This window comes from Embleya sp. NPDC005575, assembly GCF_040605455.1.
Lineage (GTDB): Bacteria > Actinomycetota > Actinomycetes > Streptomycetales > Streptomycetaceae > Embleya.
Window position 1 is genome coordinate 1 of record NZ_JBEXCV010000180.1, and the last position, 16655, is coordinate 16655.

Annotated in this window: 11 protein-coding genes; 6 read left to right on the forward strand and 5 right to left on the reverse strand. The window is 70.3% G+C overall.

The genetic code is table 11. From position 1 onward, the window contains the following. Positions 1 to 137: 137 nt before the first annotated feature. A complete protein-coding gene (locus ABZS54_RS36830; protein ID WP_355546226.1) occupies positions 138 to 1589 on the reverse strand; it encodes a cytosine permease in 1452 nt (483 codons plus the stop codon). A gap of 345 nt (positions 1590 to 1934) precedes the next feature. Between ABZS54_RS36830 and ABZS54_RS36835 the strand changes: the two genes are divergently transcribed. Next, entirely contained in the window at positions 1935 to 2069 is a 135-nt protein-coding gene (locus tag ABZS54_RS36835) for a hypothetical protein (RefSeq protein WP_355546228.1), read from the forward strand. Between the two features lie 440 nt (positions 2070 to 2509). On the opposite strand, the gene ABZS54_RS36840 is transcribed toward ABZS54_RS36835, so the two are convergent. The 3 genes from ABZS54_RS36840 to ABZS54_RS36850 form a co-directional block, all read right to left on the reverse strand. Continuing rightward, a complete protein-coding gene (locus ABZS54_RS36840) occupies positions 2510 to 4351 on the reverse strand; it encodes a hypothetical protein (RefSeq protein WP_355546230.1) in 1842 nt (613 codons plus the stop codon). A 482-nt stretch (positions 4352 to 4833) separates the two neighbouring features. Continuing rightward, positions 4834 to 5679, reverse strand: a complete 846-nt coding sequence (locus ABZS54_RS36845) for a hypothetical protein (RefSeq protein WP_355546232.1) — start codon at positions 5677 to 5679, stop codon at positions 4834 to 4836. A 20-nt stretch (positions 5680 to 5699) separates the two neighbouring features. After that, entirely contained in the window at positions 5700 to 6215 is a 516-nt protein-coding gene (locus ABZS54_RS36850) for a SigE family RNA polymerase sigma factor (RefSeq protein ID WP_355546234.1), read from the reverse strand. Between the two features lie 262 nt (positions 6216 to 6477). Between ABZS54_RS36850 and ABZS54_RS36855 the strand changes: the two genes are divergently transcribed. The 4 genes from ABZS54_RS36855 (at position 6478) to ABZS54_RS36870 (ending at position 12962) form a co-directional block, all read left to right on the forward strand. Continuing rightward, positions 6478 to 7068 (forward strand): CGNR zinc finger domain-containing protein, encoded by a 591-nt coding sequence (locus ABZS54_RS36855; RefSeq protein ID WP_355546236.1) that lies wholly within the window; start codon positions 6478 to 6480, stop codon positions 7066 to 7068. Next, positions 7065 to 7508, forward strand: coding sequence for a protein-tyrosine phosphatase family protein (locus ABZS54_RS36860; protein WP_355546238.1), 444 nt, complete (start codon positions 7065 to 7067; stop codon positions 7506 to 7508). Before ABZS54_RS36855 ends, ABZS54_RS36860 begins: the two co-directional genes overlap by 4 nt. A gap of 517 nt (positions 7509 to 8025) precedes the next feature. Then, complete coding sequence (locus ABZS54_RS36865) at positions 8026 to 11541, forward strand: PQQ-binding-like beta-propeller repeat protein (protein ID WP_355546240.1); 3516 nt, start codon at positions 8026 to 8028, stop codon at positions 11539 to 11541. A 92-nt stretch (positions 11542 to 11633) separates the two neighbouring features. After that, positions 11634 to 12962, forward strand: coding sequence for a hypothetical protein (locus tag ABZS54_RS36870; protein ID WP_355546242.1), 1329 nt, complete (start codon positions 11634 to 11636; stop codon positions 12960 to 12962). Between the two features lie 144 nt (positions 12963 to 13106). On the opposite strand, the gene ABZS54_RS36875 is transcribed toward ABZS54_RS36870, so the two are convergent. Further along, positions 13107 to 15068, reverse strand: coding sequence for an SMI1/KNR4 family protein (locus ABZS54_RS36875; RefSeq protein WP_355546244.1), 1962 nt, complete (start codon positions 15066 to 15068; stop codon positions 13107 to 13109). A gap of 309 nt (positions 15069 to 15377) precedes the next feature. Here ABZS54_RS36875 and ABZS54_RS36880 point away from each other — a divergent pair, with 309 nt between their 5' ends. Continuing rightward, complete coding sequence (locus tag ABZS54_RS36880) at positions 15378 to 16553, forward strand: PP2C family protein-serine/threonine phosphatase (protein WP_355546246.1); 1176 nt, start codon at positions 15378 to 15380, stop codon at positions 16551 to 16553. The last annotated feature ends 102 nt before the right edge of the window (positions 16554 to 16655 follow it).

Genomic DNA, 16655 nt, shown 5'->3' on the forward strand with positions numbered 1-16655 from the left:
TGACGTACGGGTACTTCTTGCGGAAAGGTTCGATCGCGGCGGCCAACGCAGCCTGTGCCGCCGTCCGCCAGTCGTCCATGACCCACATGGCCGGGCGCAGGCGGGTGGATCTCCCGCCTGCGTGGGGTGTGCGGCTGTCAGCCGACCGGCGCCTCGGTTCGGGTGTCGCCGGCCTGCGGCTCGGCGGGGCGGATCGTCTCGGCGGGCGGGTTGGCGCTACGGCGCGCCCACAGGTAGTAGAGCGCCGAGGTGACCACGAGGCCGACGATCCAGGAGATGTCCGCGCCGTCCAGCTTCTTGGTGAGCGCGCCGGTGTACAGCTTGGTGGCCAGGAACGGGATCTGCACCACCACACCCACGACGTAGCAGGTCAGGGCGGTGACGTTCCAGCGGCCGTAACGGCCGTTCGGGTCGTACAGCGCGGGGATGTCGACGCGCTCGCGCGAGATGAGGTAGTAGTCGACCAGGTTGATCGCGCTCCACGGCGTGAAGACCATCAGGAGCAGCAGTACGAAGTTCTTGAAGTTGGTCAGGAAGTCCGCGCTGGCCGCCATCGCGATGACCACCGAGACGGCGGTGAACCCGATGATGTACGCCGCGCGGGCGGCCTGCGAGATCCGCGAACGCCCGTCGAACGCCGTTACGATCGTCAGGATCGACATGAAGCCGCCGTACGCGTTCAGGCAGTTGACGGTCAGCTTGCCGACCACGATCACCAGGTAGATGAGGAATGCCAGGAACGCGGGGCCCGCCAGATCGCCGAGGAAGCCGACCTGGTCCGGCAGGAACGCCTTGCCCGCGACGGCCGCGGTGAGCGCGCCCAGCGTCATGGCGATCTGTGATCCGACCACCGAGCCTGCGAACGTCGACAAGAACGTCGCGCGGGGGCTGGTGGTGCGCGGCAGGTAGCGCGAGTAGTCGGCGACGTACGGGCCGAAGGTGAGCTGCCACCCGGCGCCGAGACCGACGGCGAGCAGGAACGTCGCGACGTCGAAGCCCTTTTCGCCCACGTGCGCGCCGACGTCGTACTGCGTGAAGAGGCGGATCATCAGGTAGCCGAGGCCGAGCACGCCGACGACGGTCGCGATGCGGCCCGCGAGGTGGATCAGGCGATAGCCGGTGACCGCCACCACCGCGGTCAGCGCACCGAAGATCAGGATGCCGACCTTGGCATTGTCGATGTGCAGCATCTCGCACACCGCCTGACCGGCCAGGACGGTGCCGGTCGCGGCGAAGCCAAGGTACATCAGGATCACCAGCAGCAGCGGCAGGACCGCACCGTAGACGCCGAACTGCGCCCGGCTGGAGATCATCTGCGGGACCCCGAGCCGCGGCCCCTGCGCCGAGTGCAGCGCCATGACGGCGCCGCCCAGCACGTTGCCGATGAGCAGGGCGAATATCGCCCACAGCGCGTCGGCACCGAAGACCACCGCCAAGGCGCCGTCGACTATCGCGGTGATCTGCATGTTGGCGCCGAACCACAGGGTGAACTGGCTGAGCGGCGTACCGTGCCTCTCGGCGTCGGGGATCACCTCGATGGTGCGGCGTTCCATCGCGAGGCCTCCCTCGGGGGTTTGCTCGATCGGCATGTGCGTGACTCCCAGGGCGTAGCGGCGATCACGCCGAACTGTGTCTGTCCCGCCCGAATCTGGCATGGAGATGAACAGACTTCAAGATCATGAATGAATAATTTCACCGATCGGACGCCGCACACACCCCGGAAGGCCGTCGATGCGGGTGCCGGGACGTGGGTTGCGGGCAGCCGGTCGAGCTACTTCTTCGATTGCCCGGCCCGCTCGCCGGCCCGCCCCGCCCGTGGTGTCCGGGGGCGCTGTCGGGGGGTGTGGCGTTCTCCGGGCCGGCGTGACACGCTCGGGACACAAAAACCGGCCTGGTCCGGTGGGAGACCCAGCGTCGCCGGGTGGTCACCTCGGGTGATCGGTGGCGGCGGCTCGCCGCGGCGCCTTCGAGCAGTCGCGTTCACTGTCGTCAACGGACGGATCACCGACATCACGGCCGTGGTCGACTCGGCCAAGTTCGCGCTGATGGACCTGCCGGATCCGGAGTGAGCCGCTGCCGAGGGCAGTCGCCGACAGTGAGCAGTGAAGGTGGATCAGTTGACCGGCTTCGTGCTGCGCGGGCTTCGGGGCGTTCGACGAAGTGTCCGTGAACTCCCGCCGCCGGTTCGAAGCGGGCTCCGGTGCGGACGAGGGCGACGAGGTGGGGTGCGGGGTGCGTTCATGCCCACCATCGCCGCGGTGCCCAGGTCGCGAGGGCGGGCACCGGTTTCGACGCGGCGCCTCGATCCGACCGCGACCGCGTCGCTCGACGCCCGACCTGCCCCACGAGGGTCCTCCGCGCCGCGATGCCGCGCGACACCCTCGACGTCGGGAGCGGAGCGCGTGCGGCGCGGATGGAGCCGCCGCGCATCAGTTTTCGACGGTGACCTTCGTGACGAGGCACGAACGGGCACTCCGGGGCGCGGGTGCGCTCGGGTCGCCGCCGGTGGTCACGAGCCGGCGGGGGCACAGAACTTGCGTTCCGCGTCGACGGGGTTCGGCGGGATGGTGATGTGGGTGCGGCGCCAGGAGCCGACGAGGTTCTTCCAGAAGCGGCCTGCCGTCATCGGTGCGCGAGTCGACTCACGAAGTTCCTTCAGAGCGCCGCATTCCAGGGCTCGGCGGGCGGCTGCGAGCTGTTCGATCGTCGGATCGTGTGCCTCGGCGAACGTACGGCTTGTGTTCAACGGCGCGGCGGGGTCCGCGTAGTCCGCGACGAGCCAGATGTTGCTCAGCGGTTTGGAGTGTCCCGGCTTGGTCACCGGGTAGTCGAATCGCGCACCGATCGGGTTGACGAGGCCCCAGAAGTCCACGATCCGCACGTCGTTGGGCGCCAGTGCTCCGGCCGTTCCCAGGTAGACACCGACAACAGCTGCCCTGCCCGGGATGTCGGTGCGCAACGGGACCTTGACGATCGTGCCTTCGAGGGCAGGCCCGTAGTAGACCAGGGTTCGTCGACCGGCCGCGATCTCCTCGTCCAGCGCTTGCTTGGTGCGCAGGTGGGTGCGTACGTAGTCGTCCGAGTCGGTGGGGTGCGACTCGCTCGTGAAGATCACGTAGTAGTTGCGTTCGTCGTCGGTCTTCGCGCCCACGCCGTCGACCGTGTGTACCCGCAGCGAGACAGCGCAGACGAGCGACCACGCGAGCAGCGCCGCCGACAGCGGAACGAGGGGGCGCGAGACGGGTATCGAGAGCACCGGCAGCAGCAGGAGGAAGAGCGCGGGCAGCAGCATGCGCGCGTGCATGTAGTCCCCGCCGACCTTGATCACGTACAGGAGCAGCAGGGTTGCGGCGATGAGCGGCGTCAGGACGACCACCCGACGGCCGCAGCGTGCTTTGGGGCCGCGGAGCATCGGGACGAGGCCGAGGGCGACCGCGGTCAGGGGCAGCCACAGCACGTAGGGGTCGGTGAAGTCGGCGAGGTAGTGCCATCCTCGGCCCCACATCGAACCGCCGGCATCCTTGGTCAGCGCCGGCATCGGGACGACGATGCCGTAGTAGCCCATGCGGAACACCTCGTACGCGACGGGCACAATGGCCGCCGCCGCCACCGCGGCCGTGGTCATGCGCCGAGACGGTCTCAGCACGAGCCACATCCCGATCAAAAAGACCCCGGAGACGAGAGCGAGGTCGGGCCGGACCAGCGGGCCCAGTCCGACGACCGTGCAAGCACCCAGGATCAGCGGGCGACTTCGGGCGTTGCGTACGCGCACCAGCAGCCACCACGAGGAGGCCGTCCACAGGGTGCCGAGGCCGGTTTCCAGGCCGGACGTGGCGTACTCCCAGACCGGCCGCAGGGCGAGCAGTATCAGGATGCCGAACGGCAGCAGTGGGCGCTCGACACCTTGGGCGGGTGCGGACGTGGTCGGTCGGGGGTTTGCGTGCAGGCGTCGGGTGCCGTCGACGGCGATCAGGAATCCGGCCGCCGTCAGGCAAAGGCCAAGAATCCAGGCGATGTTCGAGGTGTCGGTTCGACCGGAGACGAATCCGCACAGCGCGAGGAGCCATTGCCAGAGCGTGCTCGTCGATGCCTCGGCGCGCTCGCCGGTGCTGTAGACGGGCCCGTTCCCGGCGAGGATCTGCTCGACGGTACGGGTGAAGATCAGCGCGTCGTCACATATCCACCGCGCGTGATAGCCGAGCAATGCGATCGCGACGGCCGCGAGACCGCCGAGAGAACGATTCCATCGGTACGCGAATCCTTTCGCTCGGTCCGAGGCGTCGTCTTTCGGCGAGGCGTCGTTTCGGGGCGGCGCGTCGGAGGTGCGGCTTGTCGTGCGGGTCGAACTCATACGTTTGGCTCTCAGGGGTGGTCGACTGCGCCCGGGGCGCTCGCTTGGGCCCGGGCGTCGGCATGACGGATCGGCCGGTCGGCTGCCCTGCCGATCGGCTGGTGAGAAGTGATCGACCCGATAGGGATCGACCCGTGTGTGGTGGTCGCGCGTCGGCGAATCCGTGCATGAGCGCAGCACGGGCCGGCCCCTCTCGGGGGCCTTCCGTGGTGTGGGGGTGGCGGATCCGTGGACCGCGTCCGAGCGATGTCGTGCGCGGTGAACATGGCCGACCGCGTGAGGTGGTCGCGGTCGGCGCCAGGTGTCCGCAGCCCGCAGCCCGCAGCCCGCAGCCGGAAGCCCGCAGTCCGCGGTACGGGTGTCCTGGCGCGATTCGGGCGCGTCAGTGGGTCGTCACCGGACGGGGTTGTTCACCCGAGCGGGTCGTTCACCGGTACACGCGCTGCCTCGCGGGGCGTCAGGAATGAAGTGAGGACGAGGGGTCAGGAACCAAATGGGACGAGGGGTACAGCCGTGGTGCTTCCGTAGGGTGCGGGGGCGGCAGGCGGTGCGGTGTACTTGTCCAGCACCTGCTGCCATCGGGGGTTCTTGAGGAGGGCGAGGGCCTCCTCGTCGGTGAGCGGGAGGGTCGCCCTGGTCGGCTTGGCCACGCTGCTCAGCGGTCCGTTGGCGTAGGACAACGTGACCATGCTCTCCCTCGTGACGTACTCGAACCGCCGCCACGCGACGCCGGCGTCGGTGCTGGGGCGCTCGTAGCGACCGAGGAGCGCGCCGTCCGGAGTGACGCTGCATTGCACACCGTCGTTCGGCCTGGCCTGCGGACGGCCTCCTTCGCCCGTCGTGCAGCCGAACCAACGCTTGCCGGTCACGCCGAAGAGTAGTTGCACGAGACCCTGTCCGGTCTCCCACTCCACGGAGACGTAGATGCCCCCGTCGACGCCGGTGTCCGGGACGGCGGTCTTGGCTCCCGGGGGGAGCAACTCCTCGATGATGCCCGGGAGCCAGTCGGCGTACGGATTCTTCGCGACGGGTTGCGCCGGCAGCAGCGGGTTGGTGCCGGTGGTGTTCAACGAGCCCAGGCTCGGCCGCATCGTGGCGGCGGGCCCTGCCACGTCAACGTTGCCCGGCCGCAGTGACGAGGCGCCCACGATGCCCGTCGCGATCACCGCACCCGCGAGCGTGGCACCGAGCAGCCGCCCGGCCGTGCGCCGACGGGCCCGACGGCGACCCCTCTCGGCGGCGCGAGGGGCGACGTCCGGCATCATCGGAGCGGGCCGCGCGCCGAGCTCGGCGCGGAGCATTTCCTTGAATCGGTCTTCGGTCAACATTGGTCGTCTCTTCTCCGGACTCAGCGCGACATCGTGAGTGAAGGGTCGGTTCCGAGCAGCTCACGCAACCGGGAAAGGCCGCGCGGGCCCGCGTTCTTGACCGCGGACAGCGACATGCCGAGCATCTCGGCGGTGCTCTCGAGGCTCTGGTCCTCCCAGTAGCGCAGGACGAGCACGGCGCGCATGCGGGGCGGGAGCCGCATCAGCGCCTCCCACAGCGTCAACCGCAACTCGGCGTTGTCGGCGGCACCGACGTCGGGCCGGTCGAGTTCGCGAACGTCGAGGCCGATCACCTCACCCGAGCTACGCAGCCGGCGCCGGTCGAGGTACGCGTTGAGCATGATGCGCTTGGCGTACGCCTGGGGGTTGTCGGCGCGCTCGACCCGGCGCCACGCCACATACACCTTCTCCAGCGCGATCTGCGTCAGGTCCTCGGCGCGATGCCAGTCCCCACAGACCAGATAGGCGGTCTGCCGAAGCTGTGGTGCGACGGCTCGAGCGAACTCGGTGAACTCACCGTGGTGTCTCCTGCGCACACTGCGCCCCTTCGGTTTCGGTCCGTCGAGGATGAGACGGGTCGAGCTTTGCGAAAAGTCGCACCCCCACCAAATGTTTCGGCCGACAACAGCCGCGGAGGGCCGCTGAGATGCCGACGGCCCTCCGCGAAGTGAAAGAAGTACTCGGAGCCGAATGCCACAGCGCCGAGTCGGATCGGCGTCCTCGACCTCGACCTCGAAGCAAGGGACGCGGTAAGGGGTATGATTTGTCTTCAAGCCTTACATCAGTGGAGAGCAGGGCATGGAGATCTCTATGGCCGAGTACGCCGCAGGGGCGGCCCTCGCGACCGACCTGGTCAACACCTCGCCCACCGTGCGGGCCGGCACCGGGGAGGCCCTCCCGAACCCGGACGCATTGGCGGGCTTCCTGGTCGGACACGGCCTCCGCGTCGAGGCCGGGTCGGACGGACGAACACCGACCGACGACGACCTCCACCAGGTGCAACTGCTCCGTCGGGAGGTGCGCGCCATCGTGGAGACCTCGACCGAGGACCACGCCGTCGCGGGCGCGACCGTGCTGGTCGGGCGCGCCGGCCTCGCACCGCTGCTGCGCGGCGACGCCGACGGCCGATGGCGGTGGTACATCCCCACCGCGCCCGGCGCCCCGCTCGCCGACGAACTGGCCGCGCTCGTCGGCGTCGCGCTGCTCGGCGTCGTCCGGGCCCTCGGCCACGAGCGTTTCCGCCCCTGCGCCACGCCCGGCTGCCGCGGTGTGTTCGTCGACACCAGCCGGGCCGGCCGCCGCCGCTACTGCCTGCCCGACCTGTGCGGCAACCGCCTCAACGTGGCCAACCACCGCGCCCGTCGGCGGGTCGGGAGCGTGGCCCGATGAGCGGCTCGCCACTGGTGGGCGCCTTTCGACTCCCGAACGGCTCGTGGGTCCGCGGCCGGGGGCTGCGCCACCCGCTGCCGAAGGGGCCGGTGCCCGAGTTCGGGCTCTACCTCGGATCCGACCGCCTGCGCCGTCGCCACGAGGACGGGCTGCACTGGCCGCACGAGTGGATCGACTGGCCCGACTTCCTGCTGCCCCGCGACCGCGACCGGGCCGTCCGGGACATCCGCGCGCTGTATGAGCGGGCGCGGACGGACACCGCGGTCGAGGTGGCCTGCGGCGGCGGGGTCGGCCGCACCGGCACCGTCGTGGCCTCCCTCGCCGTCCTGGCCGGGCTCGACCCGGCGGATGCCGTCGCGTGGACCAGGGAGCACCACCACCATCGGGCGGTCGAGACTCCCTGGCAACGCCGTTGGGTCGCCCGTTTCCCGAACGATTGACCCGGCCGGTTTCGGCCGGAAGGGACGATCTGTCGGCGCCGGGCGCCGGGACCCGGACGACGTCGACCGCAGTGTCGTATGGGCATCGTCACCGGTCATCGATGAGGCATCGGGTCGATCGGGTACCTGCTCATGTCCTACGGCAAGGCTGGGAAGTGTCCGAATACGCCGCCGCGACGGCTCGCGAGCACGGTCTGGTCTGCTTCGATCCGCAGGGAGAATGCCTCCGGCCGTGAACTGCGCGTCATCAGCGCGCCGCGCAGCACGCCCGAGGATGGCTGCACCCGTAGTGGCGAGGACCGCGCGGCGCGGCGGCGACCGCGCCGCTCGACGCGGCCGCACCGGCGGGCGTGAACGCTTCGGGCCGTGAACCGTGCGCGGCGACTCCGCCCGGATGGGGATCGGCGAAGGCCCACGATGGTCCGTCATGGGAATCGGGCTATCACTCGCCGGACGCCCATCGGGTTACGTGCGAGCGGCGGTCGCGTGAAGGGAAGCGATCGCGCTTCGTCGTGACATGGCCCGATGGCGAACTCTCGCCGTCCCATCGGCGAACTCTCTGCACGCACGGCGCAAAATGCGCCCCGGCGGAAATAGCCTCCGCCGCATGAAATGGATACGTGTAGCAGCCAAGGCAGGTCTTGTGCTGCTCGTTTTCGGTTTGTGTTTCGGGGTTCAGTCCGCATCGGCGCACGTGTCGCCACAACATGCCGAACTCGTCGTCTCGACCAAGGACGGAGTCACCAGCGGGCGGCTGATCGTCCACCGCGACCTGGTGGCCCCGGACCAGGCCGGCGCCTGGGCGTCGCGCCTGCTGACCGCCGGCTGCCCGGCGAGCGGATCGGGCGTCGCCGGCGACAGCGGCGGAGTGCCCGGCGGTGTCGTGGTCGAACTGGCGTGGGCCTGCCACGTCGACAAGTTGGACCTGACCGCGCTGCTGAAGCAGGGCGCACTGACCCAGGTGGTCACCGAGTTCGACGGCACGACGGTCGACGCGACCGCGGCGATGCCGATCGTCGACGCGGCGGGGCTCCACGCGGCTCCCACGGTTCCCTCGTTCCCGTGGCGCCCGCTGGTGGTGGCCATGGCGCTCGCCGCCGCGATCGTGCTGCTCATCGTGCGTTTGGTGATTCGATACCGCGCGATGCCGCCGCGTCCGGTCCGGACTTCCCGCCGACGCCGCGCGAGGATCGCCGTCGGCGGTGCCGCGATCATGGCCGGTTTGGCGCAGCAGGCAACCTCGGGAGTGGCGTTCGCCGCCGACCAGGCGGTGACCGCCGACCCGGTGACCGTCCAGGGCACGGTGTACGCGGACGGCAACGCCAACGGGGTGCGGGACAACGGCGAGACGCCCATGCCGGGCGTCGACGTCACCGACGGTGCGGTCTGGACGACCACCGGCGCCGACGGCTCGTACAGCCTGCCCGTGGACCTGTCGCGCCGGGAGACGGACCTCGTCAGCATCGTCTCGCCGAACGGGTACACGCCCACCCTGCGTAACGACTACGTCCCGGGATTCTTCCGCAAGGTGCCCGACGGCACCGGGCCGCGCACCGGCGTCGACTTCGCCCTGATGCCGGACCGGAACGCCGCGAATCCGACCGAGACGTGGGAGATGGTCTCCGACGTCGAGGTCAGCAACACCAAGGACGCGGCCGCGGCCACGACGCTGCCGCAGTGGACCGGTCAGGTCGAGGCGATGTCCGAGGTCGACGGCGCAACCCTGACCATCACGACGGGCGACCTGACGGTCACCGACTACGCCGAGGAGCCTCGCCGTCAGGGCGGGTACGACATCCTGCGCAAGGGACTGGTCGACGGGAAGCTGGGGCACCCGTTCTATCCGGTGGTGGGCAATCACGACGTCGGTGGTACCGCCTCCTCCAAGGGATACGGCGGCAGCCTGGAGTACTTCCGCAGGAACATGGGCCCCGAGTGGTACAGCTTCGACCGCAACGGGCGCCACATCGTGGTACTCGAGAACAACTACGACTCCAGCGGCCTCGCACCGCAGTTGGCGTGGCTGCGCGAGGACCTCAAGCGCCACGCGGTGGGCAAGCAGGTGTTCGTCTTCGCGCATCGCTCCCTGTTCACGGTGTGGGGTCCCGGCGCCGGAATGCAGCCGACCGTCGACGAACTCTCCAAGTACGACGTGCGCATGTTCGCGGCCGGCCACAACCAGCAGGCCGAGTTCCGTCGCGGCGCCTTCGACCGGTCGGTCGAGATCAACAACCAAGGCACGTACGGTATCGACGGCGCGCACCCGGACTACAAGGTCCTCGACTTCAAGGGGATCACCGACAACCCCGGCACCCCGGGGAACGAGGACACCGGCTATGTGATGGGCGTCCACCGACAATTCGCCATCGACGACGATGCCGCCTTGGTGAGCCCCGCGCAGGGCAGCGTGTACGGCACGGGTACCGCCATCCCGATCGAACTGTATGCCGAGGACGACGGCCGCACTCCGGCAACGGCCCGCCTCACCATTCGCGACGCGCGCGGCAAGGTGCGGCAGGAGAGCCGATTGACGTTCGGTGGCAAGGTCCCCAAGACGGGCATCCGGAACTGCTACACACCGCCCGGGGGCGTACCGGAACCGTGTCCGGCGGCGCGGACTTCCTGGACCCGGGCAAGTGATACGACCAAGCCTCTTCCCCCCGGCGCGTACACGGCGGAGATGACCGCGGTCGACACGAAGGGCAAGCCGTGGACCGCGATCACGAACACGTTCGAGGTGGTTCCCGGCGGCCGGTTGGAGAAGCCGAACACCGGCCAGGACTGGGTTCGTCAGGGCGGGGACGAAGCGGGGCGCTCCGCCAGTGCCGATGAACCGGGCACCGCGCTGGACCTGCGCTGGGCGGCCAATACCGGAGAGCAGTTCAACCTCAACGGATCGGTGGTGGTCGACGGCAAGGTGATCGTCTCCTCCCGGGCGTTCGACTCGCCGTACAGCATGATGCTCGCCTACGACATCACGTCCGGCCGCGAGATCTGGCGCACGTACCTGGACGGCGACGCGGAATCCGCGCCGACGTTCCACGACGGGAAGGTCTACCTGACGACGGCGGTCGGCCGCGTCTACGCACTCGACGCGTCCGATGGCCGGGTCGCTTGGCAGGCGATCGAGAAGGAGGAGCAGCACGGAGATACGGTGCGCCGCTACGGCCGTGCCGGAGGCCCGGTCAGCGTCTTCGACCTGAAGAACGTGGGGCGCACAGTCGCCGTCTACCAGGACTGGGACAGGATCCAGTGCCGCGACGCCAAGAGCGGTGACCTGTTGGGAGGCTTCGGCGGAGCGACCAACTGGGGCCAGTTCCACAGCACGGCGGTACGCGAGCCGGGCTCCGACACCGCCTACCTGCACACGGACTCCAGCACCACGTTGGTCGCCATGGACCTCGCGAGCTGCAGCCAGTTGTGGGTGCAAGGCACCGCCGGGGGGATCGACAGCCACTCCTCCCCGGTCCTGACCAACCCGGCGAACGGCAACCCGCAGCTTGTGACGATGACCGCGAGCGGCGCCCGCGGGCACGACCCGAAGAACCAAGGTGCGGTCACCTGGCAGTCGAGTGTGGGTGGATCCAGCTCCTGCGAGCCCGGCCCCGCTCCGGTGACCAGTCCTGCGATCTGGGGCGGCATCGCCTATATCGCGGGTCGCGACGGCGTCGTCCGCGCGTACGACACCGCCGCCGCCGACCCTGCCAAACCGCTGTGGGAGACCCGCGTCGGCTACCTGCCCGGCGAGAGCCCCCAGGACGACAAATGGCGGGTCGCGATGGGATGCACCACCCCGGGAGCAGGGTCACCGACGATGCACGCCATGGTGACCAAGTCCCTCGTGTACGCCGGCACCTGGGACGGTCGGCTGGTTGTCCTGGACCGCGTCACCGGCAAGCTGCTGGCGGAGTACAACCTCGGCGCCGGGCTGGCTTCGGCGCCGTCCATCAGCGGTGACTGGCTGTTCGCCCTGACCGACGACGGGACGATCCACGCGCTGGCGGCCCGGAAGTTGCGCGGTCACACCGCCTGACACCCCAGCGGTAGACACATCCACGCTCCGCGGGTTGCCCTCCCCAGTCGGGGAAGGCAACCCGCGGAGCACCGTCGATCGGAAGAACTACTGTGAAACCCCTTACGGCGGCCCGCTCCCGGGCGTTCCGTCTCCTGCTCATGGGTGTCCTGGCGGCAGCGGTGTCGGTTCTCGGAGTCGCGGGTGTGGCCGAGGCACACCCCTTCGGCACCCCGCCGGTCGTCCGCGTCACGGCCGAGGGCGCGACCGTCAACGTCATCTGGTCGGCCGCGGCGGACGATCTGACCGTACTCGGCGAGGCGGCCAAGGCCGAGGCGGCGTCCGAAGCGCAGTACCTGGGCGCGCACGTCAAGGTGATCCAAAACGGAGTGGCCTGCCGACTCGACGAGGCGAACACCCTGCGCCTGGCCGACGACGGTGCCCGGCTGCGTTACGGCTGCCCCGAGCCGGTGAACACTGTCGCCCTGTCCATCACCGCGCTGTCGAACGTCGACTCGAGGTATCGGACCATCTCCGTGACGCCGACGGGCGCCGGCGGGCTGCACACGGCGAGCGAGCCGACTCGTACGCTCGCCCTCGGCCCGTCGGGCGCCGGCCACTCTGCCGATGCCGGAGGACCGAAGGGGCCCTTCAGCGTCTGGACCACGGATCTGACCGCGCTACTGGACCACCGTGTCGCACTGCCCTTGGCGCTGCTCGTCGCCGCGCTCGTGGGTGCCTTCCACGCGTGTGCCCCGGGCCATGGGAAAACGCTCGCGGCGGGCTTTCTCATCGGCGGCCGGGGCCGGGCGCCGCACGCGCTGTGGCTGGGCCTGATCGTGGCGGCGATGCACACCGTGTCCGTGGCCGCGCTCGCCGTCGGGTGGTGGCTCGCCGCCGAGAGCGCCCCGGACGTCGCGGCGCTGACCGGCTGGCTGCAACTGATCGCCGCGCTGGTCGTGGTGGCGGTGGGGGTGGGCTTGCTGCGGCGCCAGCGGTCGATCCGCGCACACGGGCACAGCCATGACCATGGGCACGACCACGACCACGACCATGACCACGGGCACGGGCACGGGCACGGGCACAGTCATGTCGCCCCCACCGAATCGTTGCTCACCAGGCGTGGCCTCGTGCTGCTCGGCACATCCGGCGGCCTACTGCCTTCCCCTTCGGCCTTCCTCGTGTTGCTCACCGGGCTGCTCACCGGTCGGTTCGGCATCGCCCTCCTGATGGTGGCGGCCTTCGGGCTCGGGATGGCGCTGACCCTCGCGGGCGTCGGTCTGGCCGTGCTGCGAGGACGCGACGTGCTGCTGGCCCAGGCGTCCAAATCGGCCAACCTGCGGGCATGGACCCACCGATTGCCGATCGCCGGAGCGTCGGCCGTGGTGGTCGGTGGTGTCCTGGCATCCGCGATGGCCGCGGGGCAGGTCCTGGCTCCGTGACCACGCCCGTCAGCGCACCGAACGGCTCACCTGCTGTGGCTGGGTGGGGCGGTGTCAGGGAGGCGACGACGAACGCCGACCTTGGACACGGCCACGCCGGTTCTTCCGCCGCACAGGGCGCGCCGTGCCCGATCGGGTTTCGTTCTACCGAACGATCCGTATGCTCACCCAGCTGTCGCCTTGTCGGGGTTCGCGGGACCAGCTGACGGTCTCGAAGGAGTGCAGTCGGCCACTCACCAGCGCGTGGCGGGGGAGCGCGACGCCGAACTGCTCGGCGACCGCCCGGAGCATGTGCTCCTCGCCGGTGCGCCGTTCGCGCTCCTGCGGCCCGGCCGCCGCGACCTCGGCGAGCATCGCGTCCGGGTCGAACGCCCGGGGCACCGTGCCGACGCGGTCCACCACCGGGGTGCGCGGTCGCGTGTCCTCGGTCGACGTGAAGGCCGACGGCACCGTGACGGTCAGCGCGTACACGATCTCGCCGGCCCGGGCCACCGAAAGATGGAAGGACGGCGGCTCCCACGGCGTGGGCGCTTCACGGCGGGAGCCGGGGGCGCACCACACCACCACGGCCCGACCCTGCGGGGTGGACCGGGATGCCCGGGCGGCCGGGCTGCGCAGCCGGTCCGCGTCGGGACTGCCGGACTCGCGGGCGAAGGCGAAGCTCCACTGGGGCCCCGCCCGCCCGACCGACATCAGGGCGCGGTCGTCCCACGGGTCACCGGCGCGCCGCTGCTCCGACTCCATGCGGCGGCGGCCCAACTCCTGCATGGTGGCCGGGGCCGCGAGCCCGTCCTGGTCCTCGTGGCCGAGCAGGTCCACGAGGTGCGCCGGCTCGACGCCCTCGACCAGCACGAAGCGGTAGCCGCCGTGGAAGGGCCAGGTCTCCCCGGCGAGCCAGTCCAGGCCGGCGGGGTCCAGGTCGGACACCGGGTCGGGCACCACGCCGGTGCGGCCCGCGCGGGGTGTGGCCAGCAGCTCCCGGCCGCGCTCCGGTGTGATCACCGGGGCGAGCAGCGGATCCGCGAGCAGGCCGACCGGCACCAGGAGGTCCTCGGCGGGCGGGGTCCAGTGCGCAAGGCCCTCGCGCAGCAGCCGCCACGCCCCGTCGCAGTCGCCCCACCGGGCCGACTCGCGCGCCTGGAACACAAAGGCGCCGAAGGGACCGGGGGGCTCATAGGCGTGGGTGCCGTCGGCGATGCGCCGGGCCAGGTCCCGCACGTCGGCGGGCTGCTCCCGCACCGCGTCCTGCGGGGACTGCCAGGTGCGGCCGAGCTCGTGGGCCAAGCGGGCGGGCAGGGTCTCGGTCCGATGGGCCGGATCCATGGGCAGGTGGTACAGCCCCGACCAGCGGTCGTCCCCGAGGAACGCGTGCAACTGGCGCCCCAGTTCGCGCGCGCCGGGCCTGCCGAATTCCTCGGCTTGCGCGAAGACGCCGGCGGCCCGCTCCCAGTGCCCGGCGAGCGCCTCCTCGCGGGCGTGCCCCAGGGCCGCGTCCAGTGCCCGGGTGGTGTCGTTGGCCATGCCGCTGTCCGCGGCCAGCTGATGGAACTCCCGGTACTTGTCGTGCAGGAAGGCGCGGAAGGAGTCGAAGCGCTCCGCCGGCGCGGCCTTCCAGCTGTGCCAGGAGTAGACCGCCCACTCGCCGTCCGGGCCGATGTCGCCCGGGTCCAGCACCAGGATGCCCGCGTCCGCCTCGGCGTCGATGCGCAGGGCACGGTGCCACATGCGAGACCGGTGGACCATCTCCTCGGTGGGCTCCTCGCCCTCCCAGAGGTAGTCCTCGTAGCCCGCGTGCCGCTCGGCCTCTGCCTCCTCCAGTGGTGCCGCCTCGGCCGTGCCGGCCAGTCGCATCACGAAGTTCCCCGCATGCCGCCAGCCGTCGGTGAGCTCCAGGAACGAGCGGAACGAGGGCGGCAGCCGCCGGCCGATCCGTGCCTCGAAAGCGGTCAGGCGCTCCTCGTCGGCGCCCGGGAAACCCAACCACCGCCGCTGCCACGCCTCCCGGTCGTCCTCGTCGAGATCCTCGGGGTTCTGAGCGTCCGCCCACTCCGCGCTCCAACACGCGAGAAAGTCGGACCAGTCGTCCACACGATTACGTTGGGTCATGTGTCCGATGGTTGCAGCCTGCACTGACGACGGGACGCGGTGTACTTTCGACCCTCGCGCTCGGCCGTGTCCCGGTCCGGGTCACCCGGATCGCATCGGGTGTCCGCGGTTGTTCCGCAGCGACGTGTTCTGCGGCGACGCCGTGTGCGGGAAGTGGACGTTCGGCGGAGGCGAAGTTCTGTCGATCGGGCTGGAAAGGGTGGTGAGGGCCATCCGATCTCCGACGCGGCCGGCGTTTCGCTCGCGACCTCGCCGGACTGGGACGGGCGAAGAGTGGATCGCCCCGCTTCGGGGGGTCAAGCTGTATGTATGCAGTCGCCACTGCGCTCGGCTTCTGGACCGGGAGCCGGCGGTCACAGCCGGGTCCTGGTCACGCTTGCACAGTGTGTACCGTTCGCGATCGCACTCCTGGTGATCGGGATCGAGTTCTCGCCCGCGCACTTTCTGTATACCGGTCCTCTGCTGACCGCGACGCCGGCATTGGCTGCGGTCACGATGGGTCCCAAGGGGACGATCTCGGCGGCGGCTGTCGCCCTGGCCGTCAGCGTGAGCACCGCGACCTACAACCAGGCATGGGGTAGTCAGCAGGTCTACACGAATTTCCTGGCCATTCTCCTGGTGTCCGCGGCCAGTGTCACGACCAGTGCGCTCATGCACAAGCGCCGGCGGACCGAGCTCGACCAGGTCCGCCGGATCGCCGTGGCGGCACAGCGAGTCCTGCTCCGGCCGGTGCCCGCCCGGCTGGGCCCGGTGCGGACCGCCAGCATGTACCTCGCGGCAGAGAGCGGCGCGCAGATCGGCGGTGACCTGTACGAGGCCGTGCAGACGCGGTACGGGGTCCGGTTGATCATCGGAGATGTCCGCGGCAAGGGGCTGCCCGCCGTGCGCTCGGCCGCGGCGGTGCTGGGCGCCTTCCGGGAGGCCGTGCACTACGAGGACGACCTGGTGGAGGTCGTGGCCCACTGCGCGGCCGCGCTGCGACGGGAACGCGCCATGCCGCGGGGGATCGGTCAGGACGACGAGGAGGAGCAGGCGGAGTCGTTCGTCACCGTGCTCGTGGCTCAGGTGCCCGACAGGCCTGTGGTCGAGATGGTCAACCGCGGCCATCCGCCGCCGCTGGTGCTGCGCCGGGGCACGGTTCGCGCCCTGATGCCCGCCTCACCGTTTCCGCCCCTCGGCCTGGAGGACTTGGCCCCCGCTCCTCTCGGCGAGGTGGAGAGCTATGTGTTCGTCCCCGGCGACCGGCTGCTGCTGCACACCGACGGCGTGATCGAGGCACGCAACCGCGACAACGACTTCTTCGCCCTGCCCGAAGCCATGGAAGCAGCGCACGCCTGCACCCCGCCGGAGTTCCTCGAACAACTGCACCGGGGATTGATCCGCCACACCCAGGGCCGCTTGGCAGACGATGTGGCGATGATCATCGCGGAGCGGGTCGACGGGAAAGCCGGCGCCACGGCGGCGCCGCGCAGCGTTCCGGAGTGACGCGGACATCGACCGCCCATCACGATGACGAACACGGTCGTCGACCCACGCATTCAGCCGGACACAAGCGCGGGGGTCCCGTCCGAATCTCGGACGGGACCC

Coding starts and splice junctions, on each gene's coding strand:
- ABZS54_RS36830 (WP_355546226.1), bottom strand. CDS start 1,589: ATGCCGATCGAGCAAACCCCCGAGGGAGGCCTCGCGATGGAACGCCGC.
- ABZS54_RS36840 (WP_355546230.1), bottom strand. CDS start 4,351: ATGAGTTCGACCCGCACGACAAGCCGCACCTCCGACGCGCCGCCCCGA.
- ABZS54_RS36845 (WP_355546232.1), bottom strand. CDS start 5,679: ATGTTGACCGAAGACCGATTCAAGGAAATGCTCCGCGCCGAGCTCGGC.
- ABZS54_RS36855 (WP_355546236.1), top strand. CDS start 6,478: ATGGAGATCTCTATGGCCGAGTACGCCGCAGGGGCGGCCCTCGCGACC.
- ABZS54_RS36860 (WP_355546238.1), top strand. CDS start 7,065: ATGAGCGGCTCGCCACTGGTGGGCGCCTTTCGACTCCCGAACGGCTCG.
- ABZS54_RS36865 (WP_355546240.1), top strand. CDS start 8,026: ATGGCCCGATGGCGAACTCTCGCCGTCCCATCGGCGAACTCTCTGCAC.
- ABZS54_RS36875 (WP_355546244.1), bottom strand. CDS start 15,068: ATGACCCAACGTAATCGTGTGGACGACTGGTCCGACTTTCTCGCGTGT.
- ABZS54_RS36880 (WP_355546246.1), top strand. CDS start 15,378: ATGCAGTCGCCACTGCGCTCGGCTTCTGGACCGGGAGCCGGCGGTCAC.